This is a genomic window from Pseudomonas sp. NFACC13-1, assembly GCF_900104425.1.
In the GTDB taxonomy this organism is placed as follows: Bacteria; Pseudomonadota; Gammaproteobacteria; order Pseudomonadales; family Pseudomonadaceae; genus Aquipseudomonas; species Aquipseudomonas fluorescens_AA.
In genome coordinates this window covers 81,832-104,262 of the sequence record NZ_FMXV01000016.1, presented here as the reverse complement: position 1 = coordinate 104,262, position 22,431 = coordinate 81,832, and the positions used below count along the sequence as shown (strand labels likewise).

11 protein-coding genes and 1 pseudogene are annotated in these 22,431 nt (G+C 61.3%); 5 read left to right on the top strand and 7 right to left on the bottom strand.

What is annotated here, in order from left to right; all coding sequences use genetic code 11:
- Positions 1–36 precede the first annotated feature (36 nt).
- From BLQ55_RS19740 to BLQ55_RS19725, 4 genes are read right to left on the bottom strand one after another with little or no spacing between them, the layout of a single operon-like run.
- Complete coding sequence (locus tag BLQ55_RS19740; protein ID WP_092256118.1) at positions 37–2,850, bottom strand: RHS repeat domain-containing protein; 2,814 nt, start codon at positions 2,848–2,850, stop codon at positions 37–39.
- Positions 2,847–7,334: a SpvB/TcaC N-terminal domain-containing protein gene (locus BLQ55_RS19735; protein ID WP_092256115.1), complete on the bottom strand. Its 4,488-nt coding sequence runs from the start codon at positions 7,332–7,334 to the stop codon at positions 2,847–2,849. The genes BLQ55_RS19740 and BLQ55_RS19735 overlap by 4 nt, the downstream gene beginning before the upstream one ends.
- A complete protein-coding gene (locus BLQ55_RS19730; RefSeq protein ID WP_092256112.1) occupies positions 7,331–11,899 on the bottom strand; it encodes a Tc toxin subunit A-related protein in 4,569 nt (1,522 codons plus the stop codon). Before BLQ55_RS19730 ends, BLQ55_RS19735 begins: the two co-directional genes overlap by 4 nt.
- A gap of 30 nt (positions 11,900–11,929) precedes the next feature.
- A complete protein-coding gene (locus tag BLQ55_RS19725; protein ID WP_092256109.1) occupies positions 11,930–14,479 on the bottom strand; it encodes a Tc toxin subunit A in 2,550 nt (849 codons plus the stop codon).
- 229 nt (positions 14,480–14,708) lie between these two features.
- Between BLQ55_RS19725 and BLQ55_RS19720 the strand changes: the two genes are divergently transcribed.
- Positions 14,709–14,948, top strand: a complete 240-nt coding sequence (locus BLQ55_RS19720; protein WP_092202015.1) for a FitA-like ribbon-helix-helix domain-containing protein — start codon at positions 14,709–14,711, stop codon at positions 14,946–14,948.
- Positions 14,949–15,368 carry a type II toxin-antitoxin system VapC family toxin gene (locus BLQ55_RS19715; protein ID WP_092202017.1) on the top strand — a complete coding sequence of 140 codons (420 nt, stop codon included), beginning with the start codon at positions 14,949–14,951 and terminating at the stop codon, positions 15,366–15,368.
- 54 nt (positions 15,369–15,422) lie between these two features.
- On the opposite strand, the gene BLQ55_RS32935 is transcribed toward BLQ55_RS19715, so the two are convergent.
- Both BLQ55_RS32935 and BLQ55_RS32930 read right to left on the bottom strand, forming a co-directional pair.
- Positions 15,423–16,127 (bottom strand): methyl-accepting chemotaxis protein, encoded by a 705-nt coding sequence (locus BLQ55_RS32935; protein ID WP_371128544.1) that lies wholly within the window; start codon positions 16,125–16,127, stop codon positions 15,423–15,425.
- Positions 16,128–16,328: 201 nt separating this feature from the next.
- A pseudogene (locus BLQ55_RS32930) lies at positions 16,329–17,207 on the bottom strand (methyl-accepting chemotaxis protein); the annotation flags it as partial.
- 347 nt (positions 17,208–17,554) lie between these two features.
- Here BLQ55_RS32930 and BLQ55_RS19705 point away from each other — a divergent pair.
- On the top strand, positions 17,555–18,226 hold the full coding sequence (locus tag BLQ55_RS19705) for a lipopolysaccharide core heptose(II)-phosphate phosphatase PmrG (RefSeq protein ID WP_371128543.1): 672 nt from the start codon (positions 17,555–17,557) through the stop codon (positions 18,224–18,226).
- A gap of 24 nt (positions 18,227–18,250) precedes the next feature.
- On the top strand, positions 18,251–19,111 hold the full coding sequence (locus BLQ55_RS19700; protein ID WP_092256103.1) for a phosphatase PAP2 family protein: 861 nt from the start codon (positions 18,251–18,253) through the stop codon (positions 19,109–19,111).
- 97 nt (positions 19,112–19,208) lie between these two features.
- Here the strand turns inward: BLQ55_RS19700 and katG are convergent, their stop codons facing one another.
- Positions 19,209–21,473 (bottom strand): catalase/peroxidase HPI, encoded by a 2,265-nt coding sequence (gene katG, locus BLQ55_RS19695; protein WP_092256100.1) that lies wholly within the window; start codon positions 21,471–21,473, stop codon positions 19,209–19,211.
- Positions 21,474–21,833: 360 nt separating this feature from the next.
- On the opposite strand from katG, the gene BLQ55_RS19690 reads away from it, so the two are divergent.
- Positions 21,834–22,424: a hypothetical protein gene (locus BLQ55_RS19690; RefSeq protein ID WP_092256097.1), complete on the top strand. Its 591-nt coding sequence runs from the start codon at positions 21,834–21,836 to the stop codon at positions 22,422–22,424.
- Positions 22,425–22,431 lie beyond the last annotated feature (7 nt).

Here is a 22,431-nt window from a genome sequence, read left to right as displayed (position 1 = left end):
GCAGGATCCGAGCGGGTTTGAGCTGGCCAGGTGCAGTCAGGGACTGGGACCAGGGCGCGGAGCACGATTGATAGCCAAGACATGCTCGTTGTATTTCGCATAGTCCATAGCGTGGCGCCCCGTCTGGATACTGACGTTTTGCGGAATGATGCCGCTGCAATTGAAGCAGGCAATGAAAGGTTTCGGTTTGTCCGCGCCGGTCAATTTTTCGGTGAACAGTTGCGTATTTGACAGCACCCTTTCAACTTGACCCGGATAGAGCGCAACGACCGAGTTGAGTACGCGGACTTCTCCGTGCGCCCCTGGCCCCCCCGTGAGCTTGGGAATGATGTTGCCGGATTTCTCGATGTGCGTGGCGATGAGGTTCTGGGTGTACTGCTGGAGTTCATGGACATCCTCGACGGTCCTGCTCAGCGTCGGCTCGCTCTTTAACGCGTCGGGGTCCAGTTCGATTTTATGGATCGGATCGTTTTTCGTCGCGCTGTATCGTTCGGCCAGATCTGCCAGGTATTCGTGGGTATTGCCGATCCTGTAGCTTCCGAAATTCAGGTAGAACTGCTTGCTTTCGGCGGTGCCGTCATACGCCTTGTCTACGCCGCGGTATCCCTCCGGGCCGGATTTGGGCCCGGTGAGGTTGTAGTACTCGTTGAGACCCACATCGTTGTCGCCATTGCGATCCACGACTAAGCCATAGGAGTGAACGACCAGCTCCTTGCGTTTGGTTTTGCTGAAACTGGGGCTGGCGTCGGGATCTGGAGGACCTTCCTGATGAGTGCCGGCACGTTTTTTAGCGTGTTTCGTCGGTGGCGGCTGCATCATTTTCAGGGAACGGGCGTGGCCATCCTCTTTCATCCATTGGAGGAAATCCTCCTTCATCCATCCTTGACGGTCGACAAACCTGAGGGGGTTGTTTCCCACCAGGGCATACAGGTTCAAGCCATCGACCGCCCCTGCCGGGTCGGGACTGATCCAGCGTTGCAACCACGGCGCGTAGTACCGCTGCCCGTAGTAATACAGGCCACTGGCATCGCGTTCCTTGCCGGAGTAGCGAAGGGTCCGGTAGTCGGCTTCCACGGCTGAGCGGGAGGCCTGCCAAGCGGTTGCGCCGTAGGGCAGGTAGCTTTCCTGGCTGATCAGGCCGCCCTGGTCGTCAAGTTCCAGTGAGCTGGAGCCCAGGTGGTCGCCAAGGCCATAGCGAATCTGGTTGGCGGCGATACCGGACGGTCGGCCTTCGGTCCAGTGCAGGTAGCGCACGTTGTAGCGACCGGCTTGCAGGGTGATGACTTCCAGGCGTTCATTATCGCGCGTGCGAATTTCGAGGCCCGGCAGATAACGGACTTCCCGAGTGTGAACCCGTGTTGCGCCCAGGGTTGTCTGGAGCTTGCGTACTCGTTGACCGCCGCTGTCGTAGCGATAGCGCTCGATGTCATCGGCAGCGTTTTCACGCCGTACCAACACCACGCCGTCGAGCTGGTTGCGCAGGTTCCATGTCAGCGCCTGGCCTGGGGAAAGCGCCTGCTGGTTGCCGTTGGCATCGAAGTCCACTGCCACGTCGGGTGTCGATTGGCCTTTATTCCAGGCGCGCAGGCGATTGCTCGCGGCGGCCACGTTCAGGGTCCGGGTATAGTGATTGCCGTCGCGACGATGGCGCAATTCGATCAGGTTGCCGCCAGTGTCGTACTCGTAGTGTTCGGTGAAGTTGAACAGCTGATTCGGGTCGATGGGTGTTTTGCCAAGGGCTGGAAGGTCCGGGGGGCTGGTCAATCCGGCGGCCTCGCGGCCCGTCGCGCTGATCAATTGGTAAAGGCTGTCGTAGGTGAATGTGCTGGCGGCTTCGACCCGCTGGTTACTGCCGAACTGCACCGGTTGGGCCTTGTCCTCCAGCTGCGTCACGTTGCCCACCGGGTCGTAGGTGTAGCGCAGATCCTGCAAGGTGCTGGCCGCCCGCGACGTGAGCAGTTTGGTCAGTCTACCGTTGGCCGGATCGTACACGGCGCGACTGACGACCCCGTTGCCGGCCGTCTGGGACTCGAGCTGGCCGGACGCGTTATAGACCAGATCGCTCATGATGACTTTTTCGGTCGCCGTGTTGCTTATCCGCAGGCCCACGGACTTGAGCTGACCGGCGACATCGAACGAGTAGCGCTGCTGGTGCTGGGCGGCATCGGTCTGCTGGATGAGTTCGGCGAGCGCGTCGTAGCGCCAGCGGGTGGTGTAGCCGTTCCCCTGTTCCAGCAAGCGATCGCGGTCTGTCTCCTGCGCTGGCCAGTCCAGGCGTTCGGCGGTGGCCAGCAGGTGCCTGGTCTGGCTGAGAGGTTTGGCGCAAAGCCCATAGTCATGGATCAACAAGGTGCCGGCGCTGTCATCGTGGCGGATCAGCGCACCGCACTGGTTATGCACCGCGGACTCCGGCGAATTGTCGCCGTAATGCCGGCATTCGACCCTGCGCGGTACGTCGCCTGCCGCTTGTTCATGGACGGCCGTCATGCGCAGTTGCGTGTCATAGGTGGTTCGCCAATAGGTGCCTCGCTGATCCCAGCAGTGCGATAGCTGCCCGGCATCGCCAGGCAGGTACAGGCGCCACCCGGCATCGATACTGTCGAGCAACAGTGTCTTGCCGGACAAACTGAAGACCGTCCGCAGGTTCGCCCCGCCGGTCGCCATGGCAAACAGTCGGGGATCACGCTGCGCCACCGCTCGTCCCGCCGCGTCATAGTCTTGCTGGGCAATGCGCACCTGGGAGGGCGCCTGGGCGTCACGCCGGTAGTAAGCGATTTGCCGCACGGGCAGGCCACGACTGTCGAGGGCATTGATCATGGGCGTCTTGTGATGAAGGCGTGCGTCGTTCATACGCCACCTCCAGCCGTGGCGGCGTGTTCGGACAGGACTTCCTGCAGCGTGTCATTCTCGTCCTCGTCCACGGTGTACCAGGGGTGACGTGTATGCCGGCGCAGATAGGCGAGGCCATTTTGCCTGGCGAGCAACACGTGGCTGGGGCGTCCGAGTGGGTCGTAGAAGTGTTGGTCGAAATGCCCGGACTGGCGCAAGGACGCATCGTTGATGTGGCTGTGCCGGTCGGCGAAATATGGGCGGTAGATACGCACCGCCAGGCCCTTGCTGTTGTATTCCACCCGTTCGCTGACACGCCAGCGCCTGGCGGCGATCTGCTCCTTGGGCTTTCCATCCGTCAGTGTCAGGTCGCCCTTGGCGTCGACGACGTAAGCCTGGCCCGGTTCGACGAGTTGCTTGCTTTGCAGGGGGCGCCCGAAGCCATCGAAGCCACTGACAGCGATGCGGATTTGTCTTCGGGGGTCATCCGGGAAGCGGTCGGCGACCAGCGTGGCGATGTGTATCGGTTCACGGGGCGCGGCTGCGATTTCGTGTTTCAGCTTGAGGTCGTCGGCGGAGGATGTCTGAAGCTCCGCCAGGTGGGCTCGGGCCGATGCGCGGATATGGCCGCTGGGCAGCAGGTCGCCGTTACCCACGCAACGTGCCAGCCAGTCGCTGTCCGACCGGGCAACCTTCGATACACGCCCCATCCAACTGAAGGGCGCGTAATAGAGGGTCATAGCGGCGTCTTGCAGGGCCTCCCTGCTTTGCCTGATGGCGGTCGCGGGGCTGCTGAACGGTGGCCGTTTGAACTGTGCGAGCGGCTTGAAACCTACGGGTGTGTGGTGCTCGTCCCCATGAAAAGAGGTGGCCAATACTTGGCCGAACGCATCGAACAGACTTTCTTGTACGTTACCGTTGGGGTCGATGATGCGCAGGGGCTGGAGTGAACGGTAATCGTAAAACGCCTGGGTGGTGCAGCCGTCGGGTAGTTTGAAGGTGGTGACAAGACAAGCGTATGGGTCATGGCCTATCTCGTACACGCCTTGGCTTTCGCTCGGTTGTACGCTTCTGGTTTTGTAGAAACCCGCCAATGGCGCGTAGGTGGTGAAAGCGCTTTTGACTGACCAGAGTTTTTTCTCCGGCGCGGTGTCGAGAAGAAAATCGCTCATTCGGTGATAACCCATTCGCTCCAATAGTTTTCCTTTGGGGCGGCTGTCCTGTGGCAGTAATTGGAACGCGCCCAGGGCGTTTTCATCCAGTTCGGCGCTTTCCAGATGGTCGACCAGGGCCTGAAAATCCGCGACGCCGTCCGGCAGGGTCGCTGTGCTCGACGCGTGTCTGTAGCGCTGCACGGACAAGCCGGTCAGCACGCCTTGGGTTTTCCAGGTGGTCTGTTGCGTGAGTTCGCTGAGCGTTTCGAAAGACAGGTCCCGTGGGCTCAACCCCTGGTCCGCAGGGCGCTTGGGGCGCTGCAACGCCTGGGTGCGCTGGCGATAAGGCAGGCCGAGTCGCCATTGCTGGGGCGTCTGCAGATGGATGAATTCGGCACGGGTTTCGTTCAGGTAGTAGAGCTGCTGCGCCGGGTCATGCGCGTCGCGCCACCACTGTTGCGGGTCGGCTTCGCTGAACGGTGGTGTATCGCTGGCGGTTTTTCGTCGGGCGTAGTGGATGTCCACGCTGTGGGTCAGCGCGCCGTACCGGTCGTGTTGCAGGTTCAGGGTGTGCCGGCATTGTGGGTCATCGGTAATGCCTTCGTACTGGTAGTGGATGGACTCCAGCAGCAGGGGCAACATTCGGGCCTGCCGGCGAACGCTGTCGGGCGCTTGCAGCAGGCGCAGCCCATAACGGTTTTCCTCCACCGAATACAGACGGGTGGTTTTCAACTGTCTGTCGATGCCGAAGACCTCGCTGCGCAATACCCGGCCACACAGGGCGCGGGACATTTCCAGTTCGGTCGCCGCGTCTGGCGAGGCAATGATGCGATCCTGCAACGACTCTGGCGGGCAGTGGCACAGCACGGTCTTGCCCAGCGGCACGGCTTGCTTGTCTGCCCGGCTGTAGCCATTGCGTGGCAGGTTCACCCTTCGCCCGGTGTGAAACCAGGTCTTTTTCAGGCAGGTGGCGGTGAAGGCCTGGACGTCGGTGTCGCCGGGGCTCGCTTCAGTGTCGGTTTGCAGCAACAGGCCAAAGCCCCGAAACTCACGTTCGATGCCGTCGTAGTAACCCTGGCGATAGGAGAATGCCTGGGTCAGTCGATTGCCGGTTATTTCATCCACTTGGGTCTGAGCGCAAACCAGGTGCAGGGCCAAGGGCAAGCGGCAGGTGAGGGGCTTGCCGGCCGTCATCCGCTGCAGTTTTTCATCCAGCCACTCCTGGGCCGAGCTGCGGTAGCGGATGCGCTGGTCGGCGCCCATGTTGTTGTGGATGCCGGTGAGCAGGTACGGTTTGGCGCTGACGAAGTCGTAGCGCCAATGCCGCGGCGTCATGTGCGGCGCGCTCAGGATCAGGCTGGAACAACCGAGCCCTTGCAGGTCGGCGATGCTGACCTGGCACAGAGGATCGTAGCGCAGGCCTTCCGGCCAAGGCAGGGCAACCGCGGGGCTGAAACCATGGCCGCAGCGGTTCATGAAAATCAACGCCTGGTCCGCTTGCAGATAGATCAGGTCGACAGCGCCGGAACCATCCAGGTCCGCCAGGCGGATACGCGCGGCGTCGAAGCTGTCGTAGGCCAGCCCGGGAAAGTCCAGCACCCTGGCGTTGCCGAAACGCCCACGGCCGAGGTTGGGCCAGCACTTCACTTCGTTGTGACGAATGCGCACCAGATGCTGCTGGCCGCTGCCCAGTACATCGCTGAAAGCCACCAGTTCACCGGGTGAGGCGCTGAATAAGGGCAGGGCGTCTTCGTTTTCCTTGCGAGGGACTTCCACTGGGGGGGAGAAGCCGCGCTCCCGCTGGTTGGCGTACAGGCGAACGCTGCGCGGGCCGATCACCGCCAGATCGCCGAGCCCGGCGCCCATCAGGTCGGCCAACAGCCCTTGGGGGCTGAAAAACTCTGGCGCAAGGGCATTGAACGTGGCAAAGCCCGACCAGCTTCGTTCGGCATCGAGGGCGAAAAAGCCGCTCACTTGCGGCTGGGCGACGAGCCAGTCCAAACGACCGTCACCCGTGACGTCATTCAGGGCCTGGTGCACCGGTGTGGCCGTGTCGGTCACCGGGATGTGGGGCAGCCTTCGCCACGGCCCGTAGGCCACGTCGTCGCCTTGGGTACTGGCCCGCACGGGCTCGCGGTAATGCCAACCGTTGTCGGTTCGATGAAGCACCCCCGGCAGGCCTTCGCCGTACAGGTCCACCAGTTGATAGGCATGGCCGTCGTTGAGCCCCGGCATGTCCTGGAAACGCCGCCAGGCAAGGGGCTCAGGCGCAAGCTGGAAGGCGCTGTAGCTGAATTCGACGGGCGGTCGGCTTTCGGCCGCTTCACCTTCGCCGAACGCCTGGTCATGGGCGGCGCTAAGGAGCGGGTAACCCAGAAGTGTCTGGCGATAATCCAGCAGCAGGCGCCGTATCAGGACGGGGACGGCGCCCAATTCCTCAGGGAAACGGTGAAACATCAGGACCTGGCGACAGAGCCGTTCGGTGCGCAACTCAAAACCGTAGGCGAAGCTGGAAAATGCATCGCCCCGGGCTTGCCACTGCTGCCCCTCATACGACGGTTTTTCTGTGTAGGCGGTGGTCCGTTCGCCGTAGTCGAACAGCAGCTCGAAGTGCCATTGCGCGTTCGCGAGCCGATCCGCTGTCCACCCGTACAGGTGTGGGTCAGCCTTGAAATTGCCATAGCTGACCTGGCTCAAATAGCGTTGGGCGGTGGTGTCTGTCTTGTACTGGTAGAGGATGTGCTCACCGTGGGCGTTCAGGCTCTCCTCCAGCAGCCATTCGCCGACACGGCTCGTGTCCTGGGGATCGGTGCGCCGTGCTGAGAGGTGCTTGCCAAACAGGTGGAGGCTGCCGTCGGCACCGTGCACCAGCCAGAAGCCGGCCTTATCGTCTTGCGAGGACCAATGCTCAATTCGGTCGAAGTGGCTTTCGATCCTTGAAAAGTATTGGGTGACGGTATAGCGCGTACCCAAGTCCAGACCGTTGTAGTGGTCGATGTAGGTGGCGGCGATGACATCTTGTGAATCGCGCTCGGCTAGCCACGCCACCTCGCTGGGGCCGACGAACTCGTCAGCCTCGGTGTACGCCGGTACACCCTTGCTGGTGCGGCGCGTCACGCTGGGCAATGACAGCCCCCAGCCGATGCCGAACACCCCGTTGCCGAGCGAGCTGAGATAGCTCAGGGTCAAGGGCGGCGCAAAGCCACGCCCTGGCGAAATGGGCAGGGCAATCTCATAGGAGGCCGTACCGTGGGCGCCGACGGGGCTCCATCCTTTGCCGATGCTTTGGATGGCGCCGCCCCCCTTGGGCAGGGACGGTGCGGTGACAGGCAGCGGGGCGTGTTCATTCATTGCACACCTCCACCGACCCTGGCGGTATAGCTCACGTGCACGATGACGTCGGTCAGCGACTCCAGCAGGTCTTTTTGGGCCTCGGGGTTCGGGAAGGTCAACCGCCACTTGGAAATCGCGCCGGTGTATTCGAACGGCAGGTATCGATCATCGTTGAAGTTCAGAGTGAACAGACCGTTGTCGTCGACACCCGTCGAAAGGGCGATCTGCTGGTTGGCGCGCCAGCTCTCCATGGCCGGTCCTTGATTGTCCGGCGACAGGAACACGGTGCTGGCGGTCTGGGTCAGCGTGGCTCGAATGTTTTCATAAGGCCCGACGACGGTGGGCAAGGTCACGCTGATGGTTTTGATGCGTCGCAGATAATGTCGCTGGTCCTTGTAATCGTCTTCGAACAATTGATGGGTCAGCTCGAACTCGCATCCGCCTTGCTTCAGGTCGGCGTGCAACTGTCCCCACTCCTTGTTGAGAGAGCTGTCAGCGGTTTTGCCCTTGAGTTGTCGCAACGATATTGTCTTGCGGATCTCCAGCTCCCGCTCGTGACGTTGCAGGTACCCGGCGTGCATCTTCAACAGGTTCATCTTCAGCCGCTCGCCAGCGCCAAGCCCGCGATAGGTCGCATGCCAGGCGCCAGGTTGAATGAAGCGTGTGTCGAAGTCGGCGATTTCATACTGCCAACAGGCTTCGGCGGCCAGGCACAGGCTCAATGTCGCGTCGTAGGCCTGGCGATACAGTGCGACCAACTGGCTGTTCAGCCATTGATACAGTTGTGCCTTGGTAAAGCGTTTGCTGAGGAAGTCGTAGTGGGCCTTGGCTTGGCCCAGGGTCGATTCGGCAAGCCGCAATTGCAGGCGAGTGGCGGTTTCCTGCTCAGTGAATTGCGCCAGTTGTGCGTCGATCTGGGCCAGTTCCAGTTGCGACTGATCATACGCTTGCATCCATTCATCCCAGCGTCGATTGAACGATGCCAGACGGTCGTATTGGTCCGCTGCCGTGCGGCTGATGATGGCGGCGCTATGGGCTGCGGCGGAGGCAGAGAGCATTGGCCCTTCCCACCGGCTGCCACCGTTGCTGAAGCCAAAGACGTTGGGTAGCGTCATCAGTCCGCCTGCCGCGATTTGATAGGTCATCGCCGCGAGCTCTGAGGCTCCGCTGGCGACGTAGAGGTAACCCGCATTTTTCTCGGAGTCACTCAGGTTGTCCTCCAGCAGTTTTTTGTAATGGCTGGCGCGGCCCTGGACAATCGCTTTGCCGGCCAGCAGCGCCTGGCGGGTTTGTCGTTCGATATTCAAGGCCTGGCGTTGCAGGTCGACGGAGATTTTTGCCAGGTCCCAGGCTTGCTGTTGTTGCAGCTCCTGCAACTGGGCCTGTTCCTTGCGCTCGATCAGCGACAGCAGCAGGGTGCCGAATTGGCTGAGGCTTTCCACGGCGTTCTGGGCATGGCTGTGCATGACGGTGAAACGATAGTGGGGAATGGTGACGCTCGGCAGGCCTGTCGACGGGTTGTCCGAGAGACTCAGGGCCTTGGCGCTGGAGAGGGCGCGCGGGTCCAGCGGTGCCGCGATAATCGGCAAATGCAGCGGCTTGCCGGCCATGTCGAGGTTATGCCGCAGGTTGTACAGGCGACTTTCAGCGAGATCCCAGCACTTGAGCAGTTGCGGATTGAAGGGCAAATGCAAATACGGGCTGTCGATCGCCGGCAGGGTCGGCCGCGAGCTGCCTTCGCGAAGGGCCAGTGTGTGATTACCGGTCAAGCCGGTCACGGCGTATTCGAAGGTGCGCAGGCTGTCATCGGCGGTGTCGCTCAGCGCTTTCAAGCTGATGGCAGCCCAGGGATCGGCCGGTTGGACGACCGGGCGTGGACCCAGCAGGTCCAGCACGCGCACGTACCACAGCTTTGCCTCGCTGAGCCCGTCAGGGGTCATCTCGCGGTACGCGGCATCGCCTCGGTTGATCAGGATGTCGAGGTACAGAAAGTACAGCGCCTTGCGAAAGTGCACGGGATGACTGAGGGCAATCTGGTGCGGATCATGGGACGCCTGATGCGAATACGATGGCATGCTGTCGTCGATCAGCGGCACACTCCGCCAAAAGGCCTTCCTGTCGCGACCCGGGTCGAAGGTATAACGCAGCCAGCGCTCGGCCTCCTCGTAGTGCTGTTCGGCATTCAAACGATGGGCGACCAGCCAGGGCAGATAGAGAAACAACTCGGTGAAGTAACGGCCATAGGCGCCATGGAAATCCATGCCGTTGGCCAAGTCACCGGGCATCGCGGGTTCCTGCAGGTGTTGCGTCGTCCAGTCGAACAATTCATCCAGACTGTTTTCGGTACGGCGGATCAGTTCGGTGGCGAATACCGTGTTCAATCGGATGGGTGGGCGAAGTCGGCTGGAGGCGTCACTGGTTTCGATAGCGGACTTGGCGAAGTCGATGAATTGGGTGGTTCCCAGGCCGGGTGTCGTGACGTGGGTAATGGTCGGAGGTTGCTGGCGCTTTAAAGGGAGCTTCAGCGTAATAGCCTTGAGGACGGAATAGAGCTTCGTTGCCGGTTCGAGGGGATGGACGAACGCCACCCCGAGAAGAAGCGTGGTGCCGTCGTGACCGGGATCGTTACCGGGCCACTCGAAATCGAAGGACTGTGCCAGGTGCTCCGCGGGTATGGACTCGGCCACGACGGTCAGGTCGTCGTAGGTCAGGGGGCGGTCCGCTAAGGTGGGTGGTTGCCGGAAGACGACATATTGCTTGTTCAGCGGTTCATCGCGGAGAACGGCGAGGGGCCCCACGTCAAAAGGTTTGGCGTGCGCCGCTTGCAGGGTAATGGTTTCCGATGCGGTGGTGGAGGAGCTTGTATTCTCACGCCGGCTCGCCTCGAGCATTCGCCTGACGGCATCCGTGGAAATGAATTTACCTTCAAGGTTGGTCTCGCGGGATAGCGTGACGGTGGGCGAGTGTTCACTGTCTCTCAGTGCGTCAGGCGTGTGCCTGAAGGACAGCGTGAAGCGTCGGTCGAGAGAGACCGGGGTGTTGATGAGGCGAAGTCTCGAACCTCCATTGAGCCTCATGTAGGGAGTTTGCGGCAGGCTTTGAGCAGGGAATACCAAAGTGAATTGAAGGTGAGGTTCAACAGTGGAGGAGTTATCCACCCTCAAGTGCATTGTGTTACGTTGCAGGTCACTTATGAATCCTACGCTGGTAATGCCGATGTTCGCCGTCATGTGCAGTGTGAGCCTGGACCCGTGCCTGGTATAGCGCAGGTTGATCCGATCGCGATAGGCACTTTCGAAATCCGACATGCTAGAGGGCATGTCGCTGGGCGGGGCAGCTTCTGCGAGTTCCAGGTCTGTGGAGGTTTTGGCTTGGATGCGCTGGACGGCAGTGTCCAGGAATGCTTTCTCGGTGGCGGAGTCCGCCGAGCGAACCGATTCAAGGCTGAGGTGCTTGTCGATGCAAGTCGTTCTGTTGAAGACGAGGCTATTGTCGGTGGTGACGCCCGACGCTACCAGGGATTCATAACCATACAGGGCCAGAAACAGGACGTCTTGCGAACCGTTGCTGTGCCTTACCGCAACGGTGCGAATCAATGCCTTGATCGCGTTCACGTCCTTGCTGCCAAGTACCTCATTCTCGCAATAGCCTTGCAACGCCACCCGCGGAGTGCTCCAGTTGCCGTCCTGTTTCTTGAAGCAATAGCTCAAGCGCAAGAGCGGGTGAGTCTTGCCCGATGGCGTGGTATTGGTCTGCGAAGGGGCGTTGGCGGAGGGATCCTGGTGGATGCATTCTGCCCAGGTCACGAACAGCCGATTGTTGAACCAGACCGGCCGAATCGAGTGCTCGGCCGCATTCTCGGGAATGGGCACGTCGGCTTTTTCCCAGTCCGACCAGGCGAACGGATCCGGCTGGTCCCGCTTGGGTGCGATGGCCGGTGGTGGCGCAGGGGGGCCGTCGAACGGACGCTGGGCCATGTTCAACGAGCGCCAGAAGTAGCTGTTTTCGGAGCGGGATTTGGCAATGAAGTAATAGGTGCTGTTGGCAAAGTCCGAGCCGTCGATGTAACCGTTGAGAATGTTCAGGTTGGCGACTTCTTCGAAGCGGGTCAGGTAGGCCATGACCGCCGTTTGAACGGCATCGGGTTGAATCTGGTTCTGGCTGAGCTCGTTTTCCAGTTGCCGGAAATTCTCGCTTTTATCAGCCCTCAGGGCGGGGTCGAGATAAGTCGCGGGGAAGTACAGCAATTTTTGATGGGCAGCCCAGGTGGGGTACTGATGCATCTCATCGCGCCATGTTTTCAAACGCTCGGCGCCGATACTGGCCGGGTCGTAACCGGGCTCCAGGTTCATCAGGATGCGGTTGATGTACTGCTGCAGGCTGGCAATGGCGCAGGCCACTGGCGTGGTGGGCACGTCCTGGCTGACCAGCACATCGAGCAGCCAGTATTCGTAGAGGTCACGGGCTGTCTTGAGCTGGCGGGTTTTTGTCGTGGCCTGGTCAGGCGCGACCTTGTTCAGATAGAGCGCCAGCAGGGCATCGCGCAGGCTTTCATCGAGCTGCTTGTTCAGGGCAACGGTCATATTCGATCCTTGAATATTGAAGTAGGGTGGTCAATGGCTGGCCGCGATCAGCGCTTCGCCGACGGTTTTCCAATCCGAAACAGGGCTGTGGGTATTCAGTGCGGTTGCCTTGAGTAGCTGCTCTGCCGACAGCCCTGTGCTGACGCAGCACGCTTGGCAGCGCATGACCCAGTCCAGCGCTTCCATTGACGTCGCACGTCGAGGTTCCAATTGCGCCGTGAGGCGTTGCACTTCTTCGTTGTTCCAGTTCAGGAGACTGGCCAGCAGGCTGTTGGCTTCTTTTTCCGCCTGTTGGTCGTCCTGGTTGGCGACGTGCAGGTAGTGCAGCAGGTTTTCTTCCGACTGCGCCTGGTGACGGGCGCAATGGCTGAAACGCTCGAGCAGATACAGCGTTTGCGGGGTGAGGGCTCTGGAAGTGTTCGGGGCCAGCCATGTCGGGTTTGCCATCAAGGCGTTCAGCGTGCTGCTGCTCAGGTGCAGGTGTTGGCAAGCGTCGGCGGTGCGAAGCACCTTTGCCAGCGTCTGCGGCATGATGCCCGGGGCAGCCTTGATGGCCGCGACAAGCGCCTCGGCATCGGTGTCGGCCATTTGCATCACGTGAGGGACGAGCTCGCTGGAAAGGTCGGCCATTTCATGCAGGAGGGTTTCAACCAGGTGCTGAGGGACGTGTTCGGTGTCCTCTCGAAGTCTCGCCAGGCGTTGTTCCTGGTTCTGGTTCAGTGGCAAGCCCGCTTCTGGTTCAGCGAACAGACGACACCACCGCAGCACATCGAGCCCGTTTTGCCTGAGCCAGTCGACGGCCCAATCCAGGGCCATCAGCACGTCGAGAATGTCGGGTGTCGAGGATGCCGGGGGAGACAGTCGCCCGGTCACCAGCGCCTTGCCGTAATCGTCCCCTCCCAGTAGCCGGGCCAGCTCGGTGCACTCCAGCGGCGATAGGCCCAGCATCCGGGCGATGCGGGCCTGGCGGTAGAGGGATGAAACCGTGGGCAGGTCGTGTTCCAGTCCCGGCAGGTATTGTTCGCTCTGTTGCACAAGCAATAGCAACGCGTCCTGGCTCATGGGCAATCCGAGGCCGGCACTCAAGTAGCTGAAGGTTTGCTGGTCGGTGACGGCCAGTGGCTTCTTGGGGTATTGCCACACGGGGTTTTCAAGCAAGCGGGTGCGATTGAACACCTGATCGAACAACGGGACTCGTTCCCCGCAGGCTTCAACCGGCATGTCGTGCAGCAAAGAAGCAAACTCTTCAGGCGCGATGCCATGACGTTGGTTCAGGTACCGGTAGACGCCAAGGGTGCGCAACGTGTTGGCGCTGAGCGTGTCGCTTCCCTCGGATCGCAGGGCATTGATGATCAGTGTGTCCAGTTCGGCCACGGGGATACCGGTCCAGCGATGCAGGCGGATCATGCGCTGGAGACGATCGAAACGTTCATCGGAATAGTGCAGGAAGACGCGCGACGCCCCTTGGGTTTCGATGCGCAGGGGGGGAGTACTTTCCGACCCGTTGATGTAGCTGGCGCCATAAACGCTCTGCGTGGCGTCCGGGCTGTTGATCGAGCTGCGAGGGCTGTAGCGGCCTTGCGCCAGGAATTGTTCCACCTGATCCGTCGTCAGCCCGGTGCGTTCCTGGAAAAAATCGAGCTGATCCAGGCGTGTGATGTCCTGGGTGCCATAGCTTTTCTTCAGCGCGTCAGGCCTAGCGCTTGAAGCGCTTGGCGCGAGTAGCAGGTTCTGTTGTTCCGGGCTGAGGCCGGACAACAGCTTTTGGGCATCGACATGAGACGTCGTGACGCGCCCGTACGTCGAGGGGCCTGGTGAAAATGGCAGTTGCAGGCTGATCCGATAGTTCAGTTCGCCTAGCGCGGGTTTGCCTGCGCCCAGCCCAAGCAGACATTGGTGGTGATGCAGGTCATAGGGCAGCGAGAAGGGATAGTGCTCGCCGGCCAGCACCTGCTGGACAGTCTCGTTCCTGCCGGTACTGGCCAGGTGCGCCGCGATGTTGCTGCGCAGGGTGTCGTTGATGATGTCGAGCATCGGGCGTGTGGCGAAGGCGCTCTGTCGGTCGAGCATCAGCTTGCCGAGGTCCGGGCGCCGCTCCTCCAGGGTGATCCTGGCCGCTTGTACAGGGGCCGGTAGCTGTTCCAATTGCCGGGCGAACAGGTACAGGGCGCGCAGATACGCCACCGGTGAGTCGATGGCGGCGATGTCGCCTTCGTCACAGAACTGATCCCAGTTTTCTTCGAAGAGTGCCTGATAGCCGGAGGACGCTGGCGTTGAATCCGAATCCGGGCTGTACCGGAAGCTTGGCTGGGTGTCCTTCCTGGGTGATACGCGGTGCTCCTGGTACAGGCGGCTGATTTGTCCGGCATAACTCACAGCGCTGTCATACACCCGCCCGGCATCCGCGTCGCTGTGCTTGGCGAGTTCGAGGGCGAACTGCGTTTTGTCCATGCGCACGATGTCGAATACCGACGTCACACCCATGCGCTGCAGGGCTGTTCTGAATTTGGTTTCTGAAGTTTTCTTGCGGGCAGGGAAGGCGACGAGCCGGTGTAACAGCGAGTCGTTGCTAACGTCCATGTGGGGTCTATCTCCTGTTCGAACGGAATGTGCGTTTCGGAGAAAACCGTACAGGAGCGTGCAGAAAAAAACGGTAGGACGTCAGGGGAAGATGTGTAAGAAAGGGCGATGCGTGGGGCGGTTTTGGATTCCCGGTGGTCCCTGGGGGCTGAGGGGGGAGCGGCCGCTAGACAAGTTGAGCGCTTTAAACTAGCTTGCAATCAATGATTTCATTGATTGCAGGTGTTTTATGGCCAGCCTCACTATTCGAAACCTGGACGATCAGATAAAGGAACAACTGCGTATCGCGGCAGCCCATAACGGCCACTCCATGGAGGAAGAGGCCCGGCTGATTTTAGGGCGTGCCTTGGCAAGAGTGAGCCCTGAAGGTGGATTGGGGAGTCGCATCCGAAACAGATTCAGTGCCCTGGGCGGTGTGGAGCTGGATCTGCCTGCGCGTGACGAAAGGGCCAATGCGGCGGATATCTGAATGATAGTGCTCGATACCAACGTGATTTCAGAGTTCATGCGTGCAGAGCCGAACGCCAGTGTCCTGGCCTGGGTTGATTTGCAGCCTGCAATGGAACTGGTCATTTGCGCTGTCACCGTGGCGGAAATTCTTCATGGTGTCGCCCGGCTGCCTTCCGGCAAGCGCAAGCAAAAGCTTGAAGCCCATGCAATGGCAATGTTCGAAGAGGATTTTGCTGGCAGGATCCTGCCTTTCGATGCCCATGCGGCGGTTGAGTACGCGACCCTCGTTGCGTCATGCGAGGCGAAGGGGAGGACGGCCGGCATGGCTGATGCACAGATTGCCGCTATTTGCCGTACTCACGGGGCGCTGATTGCAACTCGCAATACCACAGACTTCGAGTTCTCAGGGGTTGAAGTCATCAACCCCTGGAACGCTTGAAGAGGGCTTCATCCATAACGCCCGTATCCCATCGGAACCGGGCGTTGTCCATGATCAAACCCTGAAGTGGCTCACCATCATCTGCAATTGACTACCCAGCCGCGCCAGTTCCACGCTGGAAGCGGCGGTTTCTTCGCTGGCGGCGGCGGTCTGTTCTGACACGTCGCGCACGTTGATGATGCTGCGGCTGATCTCCTCGGCCACGGCGCTTTGCTGCTCGGCAGCGGCGGCGATCTGCTGGTTCATCGACTGGATGTTCGACACCGTGCGGGTGATGTTTCCCAGGGATTCTCCAGCCTTGCGAGTCAGGGCCACGCTGCTGTCAGTGAGGCTGCGGCTGTTGTTCATCACGGCGGCCACTTGCTGGGTACCGTTCTGCAGGCCGGCCACCAGGCCTTCGATTTCCTCGGTGGATTTTTGCGTGCGCTGGGCCAGGCCACGGACTTCGTCGGCCACCACGGCGAAACCACGCCCGGCTTCACCGGCGCGGGCCGCTTCGATGGCTGCGTTGAGCGCCAACAGGTTGGTCTGCTCGGCCACGGCCTTGATCACGTCCATGACGCTGCCGATCTTGTCGCTTTCCTGTTGCAGCACGGTCATGGCGTCGGTGGAACGCACCACTTCGCTGGCCAGGCGTTCGATCTGGGCGATGGCTTCGCTGACCACCTGGTCGCCGGCCCGGGCTTCGCCATCCGCGGCGGCGGCTGCCTGGGAGGCTTCTTCGGCGTTGCGCGCGACTTCCTGGACCGTGGCGGTCATCTCGTGCATGGCGGTCGCGACCTGGTCGGTCTCGACTTTCTGGCTGTTGACCCCGGCGCTGGTCTGCTCGGTCACGGCGGACAATTCTTCGGCGGCGCTGGCGATCTGGGTCACGCCATCGCGGATGCCGCTGATCAGGTCGCGCAGGGTCACGCCCATGCGTGCGATGCCTTGTTGCAGCACGCCCAGCTCGTCACGGCGGGTGACGATGACATTCTGCGACAGGTCGCCACTGGCAATGCGTTCGACCACGGCCAGGGTTTCGCGCAGCGGGCCGGTGATCTGGCGCGTGATGATCACGGCCGCGATGACGCCGACCAGCAACGCCAACAGGGTGCTGACCAGTTGCAGGGTGCGGGCCTGGGCGCTTTCAGCGTCGCGGCGGTCGAGTTGGATCTGGTACAGCTGTTCGCTCAAGGTCACGATGGTCGCGCCCTGGTCGGTCATTTCCTTGCGTGCCTGGACCACATCGGCGGTGGCCACTTTGAAGGCCTGCACGGCGCTGCGGTATTGGGTCAGGGCGTTTTCCAACTGGCGCAGTTCGTCCTGGCGGCTGCTGGAGAAATGTTCATTCAGCGGCTTGAGCGAAGCGATGGCGGCGTCCAGTTGGGCGATGGCCTTGCGTTCGGCGTCGGCGTTGCTGTTGGCGGTGTAGCCGCGCACTTCATAGCGGGCCAGCATGAAGGCCTGCTTGGCCTCGGTGATGGCCTGGAACTGGGCGAAACGCTCATCGCTGAGGGCCATGTGCCGCACGTCGGAATCGATGGCCTCGATCAGCTTGTAGGCGACCTCGGCGTTCGCGCCCATGGCGTCGCGGGCGCTGTTGCCGGTGCGGTAGGCGCTGCGCATTTTGTTCAGGGAAACCTGATAGGCACCGATGACCGCGCTCTGCTCCTTGAGCAGCTTGACGTTTTCCGGGCTCTTGAAGCTGCTGAGCAGGGTGTTCTGTTGCGCCACGAAACCATCGAGGGTGGTTTGCACATTTTGTGCGGCGGTTTCGTCGCCATTGGTCAGCATGTATTGCAGGCGGGTGACGCGAAGTTTGGTCAGGCCGGCGTTGAGCTGAGTGATGTCGCTCATCCAGTTGCTGCGCTGGATCAGACCGCCCAGGCTGGTCCAACTGGTCAGGGCCAGCAGGCAGGTCAGGACCAGCACCAGGCCGAAGCCCAGGCCCAATTTCATGTTGACGCTAATGTTGCCAAACCAGCTATTCATCAAATTCCTCCAGGAACGTTGTGCTGCTTGATCATCGATTGGCTGGAAGATTGTTGTTGTTAAGAGCCAGCAAGAGCATGTAGCAGGGCTGTATCGGCGAGGGTCCCTGGATCTGAAGCTTTTTTTCACATCGGTTTCACTGCCTGCCTACGTTGGCCTCTCTATTGTCGCGCCATCGAATGACTGGGTGGATGCCGTCGAGGCGGCTTGATGTGGAACTGAGACTGAGCCTTTTCGGCCTGACGCGCTCGATCGATACGCGTTGGTTTGCCCGTTACCAAAACACCCTGGTCGTGCTGGCTTCGGCGCTGCTGGTGATCCCGTTGACCTTCTGGCTGCTGAGCCCGGCAGCGGTGCCGGACCTGGCCCATGGCAATATCGCCGGTGCCCGGGCCTTGGCCGATGGCTGGGCCAAGGGCGAGATGATCGTGCTGGTGCGCCATGTCGAGCGCTGCGACCACTCCAAGGCCGCGTGCCTGAATGATCGCGAGGGCATCACGGACCGCGCCCGTGCCGTTGCGGTGGGCCTCGGTGCCCGGTTCGAGCAACTGGGCCTGGACAACGTCGACCTCTACAACAGCCCGCTGGTGCGTGCGACCCAGACGGCGGGTTACATGTTCAACAAGGTGAGCACCGGTGACGATTGGCTGATCAATTGCCGGCATGACCTGCTGCGTAATGCCCTGGCCCACAAGGTGGCGGGGCGCAACCTGATTCTGGTCACCCATAGCGAATGCATGCAGGCCATGGAAACCGCACTCCAGCGCCCGACTTCGGCGTTCGGCTATGGCGCTTCGCTGTTCGTTTCCACCGCCCAGCCCCAAGCGCCACGTTTGCTTGGGTTTATCGAGGCCTCTGACTGGCACTCGGTGGCGTTTCAGTAACTTTCCCCACGATTAGGACCGCTCATGCTGACGTCTGCTCGCGCCCGTTTCTACGGACTCAACCTCGGAATTCCCTTGGTCTGTGCCGCCGTGGTGTTCCTGCTGTTCGACCTGACCCGCATCGACATCGCCATCAGCGATCTTTTCTACGATCCGCTGCACCAGGTTTTTCCGCTAGAGCACGTGCGGCTGTTCGAGCAAATCACCCACAAGTGGGCGAGGGTCATTCCGAACTGGACCGGCGAGGCGGCCATAGTGGGGGCGCTGTTGTCGTTTTTCTGGTCGATCTTAAAACCGGAAAAGCGCCCTGGGCTGCTTCGCCTGCTGGATAAGACCCGACTGAGCAAACCACTGCGTTTTGCCCACAAGCATCGTCGCGACTTTCTCTACGTGGTCTTCGCCTTTTCCCTCAGTACCGGGGTGGTCCATTACCTCAAGGGCCACACCAGCGTGTACTGCCCGGTGGAAACCACCCAGTACGCCGGCAAGATCGAGCACAAGGAATGGTTCCAGAACTTCGACCTGCTGAACGTCGCCGGTGACGGTCGGTGCTGGCCTGGCGGTCATGCGTCCGGCGGCTTCACGATGCTGGCGCTGTATTTCGTCGCCCGCCGCTACCGCTGGCGTCATTCGAAAGCCTTGATGTATGGGGCGCTGGCCCTGGGGTTTGTCTACGGCACGACGCGGGTCCTGCAGGGTTGGCACTACATGTCCCACACGTTCTGGGCGGGGATTTTCGTCTGGTTGAGTTGTTGGCTGATGGCATTGCTGTTTTATGGGCGGGCGGCCTTGGAGCAGCCTGTGTTGGGCAACGCACTTCGTCAGCCTGAACGCCAGGCAAAAAAAAGCCCGCTGGGAGCGCGGGCTAAAACCTTAGTTTCTTGAATGAGCGAGGGGACTCTACCCAATCCCACGCAGGCGTGGGGTGAAGAAAAGTTCATGAGGCCGCGTCCTTGCACGACCTCATGGGCTTGTCCCCTTCTCACCGCACATCGAACCGATCCAGGTTCATCACCTTGACCCACGCCGCGATGAAGTCCTTGACGAACTGCTCCTGGGCATCCGGGCTGGCATAGACTTCGGCCAGGGCCCGCAGCTGTGCGTTGGAGCCGAAGACCAGGTCGACGCGAGTGCCGGTCCATTTGACCTGGCCGGTCTTGCGGTCGCGAGCTTCGAAGGTTTCCTGGGTGTCGGAAAGGGCTTTCCATTCCACGCCCATGTCGAGCAGGTTGACGAAAAAGTCGTTGCTCAACGTCCCTGGCCGTTGGGTAAAGACACCGTGCGCGGTATGGCCGACGTTGGTATCCAGTACCCGCAGGCCGCCAATCAGTGCCGTCATTTGCGGAGCAGTGAGGGTCAGCAGTTGTGCCTTGTCGACCAGCAGCGCCTCGGCGGACACGCGGTACCGGCCCTTGAGGTAGTTGCGGAAACCATCGGCGATGGGCTCGAGAAAACCGAACGACTCGACGTCCGTCTGCTCCTGGCTCGCGTCCATCCGTCCTGGCGTGAAGGGTACCGTCACGCTGAGCCCGGCATTTTTCGCGGCCTGTTCAATACCGGCGCTGCCAGCCAGCACGATCAGGTCCGCCAGAGAGATTTTCTTGCCGTCGGCTTGGGCGGCATTGAACTCGTTCCGAACCCTTTCCAGGGTCGCCAGCACTTGGGCCAGTTGTTCTGGCTGGTTGGCTGGCCAATCCTTCTGCGGGGCCAGGCGCAGGCGGCCACCGTTGGCACCGCCGCGTTTGTCGGAACCACGGAAGGTGGAGGCCGCGGCCCACGCCGTGGACACCAGCTGTGAAACCGTGAGGCCCGAGGCCTGCAACTTGGCTTTGAGGGCGGCGATGTCGCTGTCGTTGACCAGCGGATGGTCGACCGCCGGGATAGGGTCCTGCCACAACAGTTCTTCATTGGGCAGTTCCGGGCCGAGGTAGCGTGAGAGCGGGCCCATGTCGCGGTGGATCAGCTTGAACCAGGCGCGGGCAAAGGCGTCGGACAACTGCTCCGGGTTTTCCAGGAAGCGCCGGGAGATTTTTTCGTAGATCGGGTCGAAGCGCAGCGCCAGGTCGGTGGTCAACATCGTTGGATTACGCCGTTTGGCCGGGTCATGGGCATCGGGGATGATGCCCGCGCCTGCGCCGTTTTTCGGCGTCCATTGATGCGCGCCTGCCGGGCTCTTGGTCAGTTCCCATTCGAAGCCGAACAGGTTCTCCAGGTAGTTGTTGCTCCAGCGGGTGGGCGTGGTGGTCCAGGTGACTTCCAGGCCGCTGGTGATGGTGTCGGGCCCCTTGCCGGTGCCGAAGGTGCTCTTCCAGCCCAGGCCTTGCAGCTCCAGGCCCGCGGCTTCGGGCTCGGCGCCGACATTGTCCGCAGGCCCGGCGCCGTGGGTCTTGCCGAAGGCGTGGCCGCCGGCAATCAGTGCCACGGTTTCTTCGTCGTTCATCGCCATGCGGCCGAAGGTTTCGCGAATATCCAGCCCGGCGGCGACCGGGTCCGGCTGGCCCTCGGGGCCTTCCGGGTTGACGTAGATCAGCCCCATCTGCACGGCGGCCAGCGGGTTCTCCAGGTTGCGTCCTTCGTCAGTGCGGCTCTCTTCGTTGCCAGGTTCGGCCACCAATTGGCCTTCGCCGGGATCCTGCATGGCGGCTTTGTCGGGCTTGCCGTAGCGAACATCGCCCCCCAGCCATTTGTTTTCGGAACCCCAGTAGACGTCTTCATCCGGCTCCCAGACATCGGCGCGACCACCGGAAAAGCCGAAGGTCTTGAAGCCCATGGACTCCAGCGCGACGTTGCCGGTGAGGACGATCAGGTCGGCCCAGGAGATGTTGCGGCCATACTTCTGCTTGATCGGCCACAGCAGCCGACGTGCCTTGTCGAGGCTGACGTTGTCGGGCCAGCTGTTGAGCGGCGCAAACCGCTGCTGGCCGGAACCCGCCCCACCGCGCCCATCACCGGTGCGGTAGGTGCCTGCACTGTGCCAGGCCATGCGGACAAAGAGCGGTCCGTAGTGGCCGAAGTCCGCTGGCCACCAGTCTTGCGAGTCGGTCATCAGCGCATTCAGGTCTTGTTTCAAGGCCTGGAAGTCCAGGCGCTTGAACGCCTCGGCATAGTTGAAGTCCTCGCCCATTGGGTCGGACAGCGAGGAGTGCTGGTGCAGGATCTTCAGATTCAGTTGGTTCGGCCACCAGTCGCGGTTCGTCGTGCCACCGCCAGCGGCGTGATTGAATGGGCATTTCGATTCGTTTGCCATGAGAAGCTACCTTTGGTCGTATTCATCCAGCTATCCGGCCCGGCGGGGCTTCGAATAGCGACAGGCGAAATAAATGACACAGGGCGCAGGGCTCACAGTTCGCTCAACTGATCATGTTCTGCCACGCGGCAACGTCTAATTGCCAATACGGTGGCCCACGGCAAGCCCAGTACGTTTCTGAACGCTTCCTATCTCTTGTCAGGTTTCAAGGGCCGGATTACACCAGCCTGAATTCAGGCTAGCCCCCCTTTGGCAGATAGCTAATAGGCGCAGTATTAACGGTCGATAGGGACAATCTTTTATCGGCGCCCCGGGGGGAGGCAGATGATAGGAAAGGCGCCTGCCGTGACGGACCCCCTCATGAACAAATGCCCGCGCAGCACGGCCTTCCATGAAGCGGGTCATGCCCTGGCCTTCTGGTGGAATGGCCTACCTATAAAGCGCATCAGCGTGCGTACCAAGGTCGAAGCCTGCACGGGGCCTCTGTTCGACCTGCGCGGCAACCCGCGATACGCGGAAGGGCTGGTCGAAGCCGACTACCTTGTTTCGCGCCCGGCCTTCGACGCGCCGGGAATCGCTGAATACCTGCCCTCGATGATCGATGCCATCGAGCGTGACCTGCTCCATTGCTTCGCCGGGCCAGTGGCCGAAGCGGTCTACCGGCACGGCAGGTCCGACCGGCTGATCAGGGGCAGCGGCCGGGGTGACCTGGACCGGGGGTACGAGCTGATCAGCCTGCTGCCACCGCGCAAGCTGCTCGACGCCCAAGCCCAGGCCATCGCTCGTTGCAGTTGCCTGGTGCACCGTTACTGGCCGGCGGTCAGCGCCGTGGCGGGCTTCCTGCAGGAGCATGGCAGGGTTGAAGGGAACGCCGTCACAGCGCTGCTGTGCGAGATGACCGGGGAGCGGCCGATGTTGCTTGGCCATCAAGTGGCAAGCCTCGATTCGTGATCAAGGC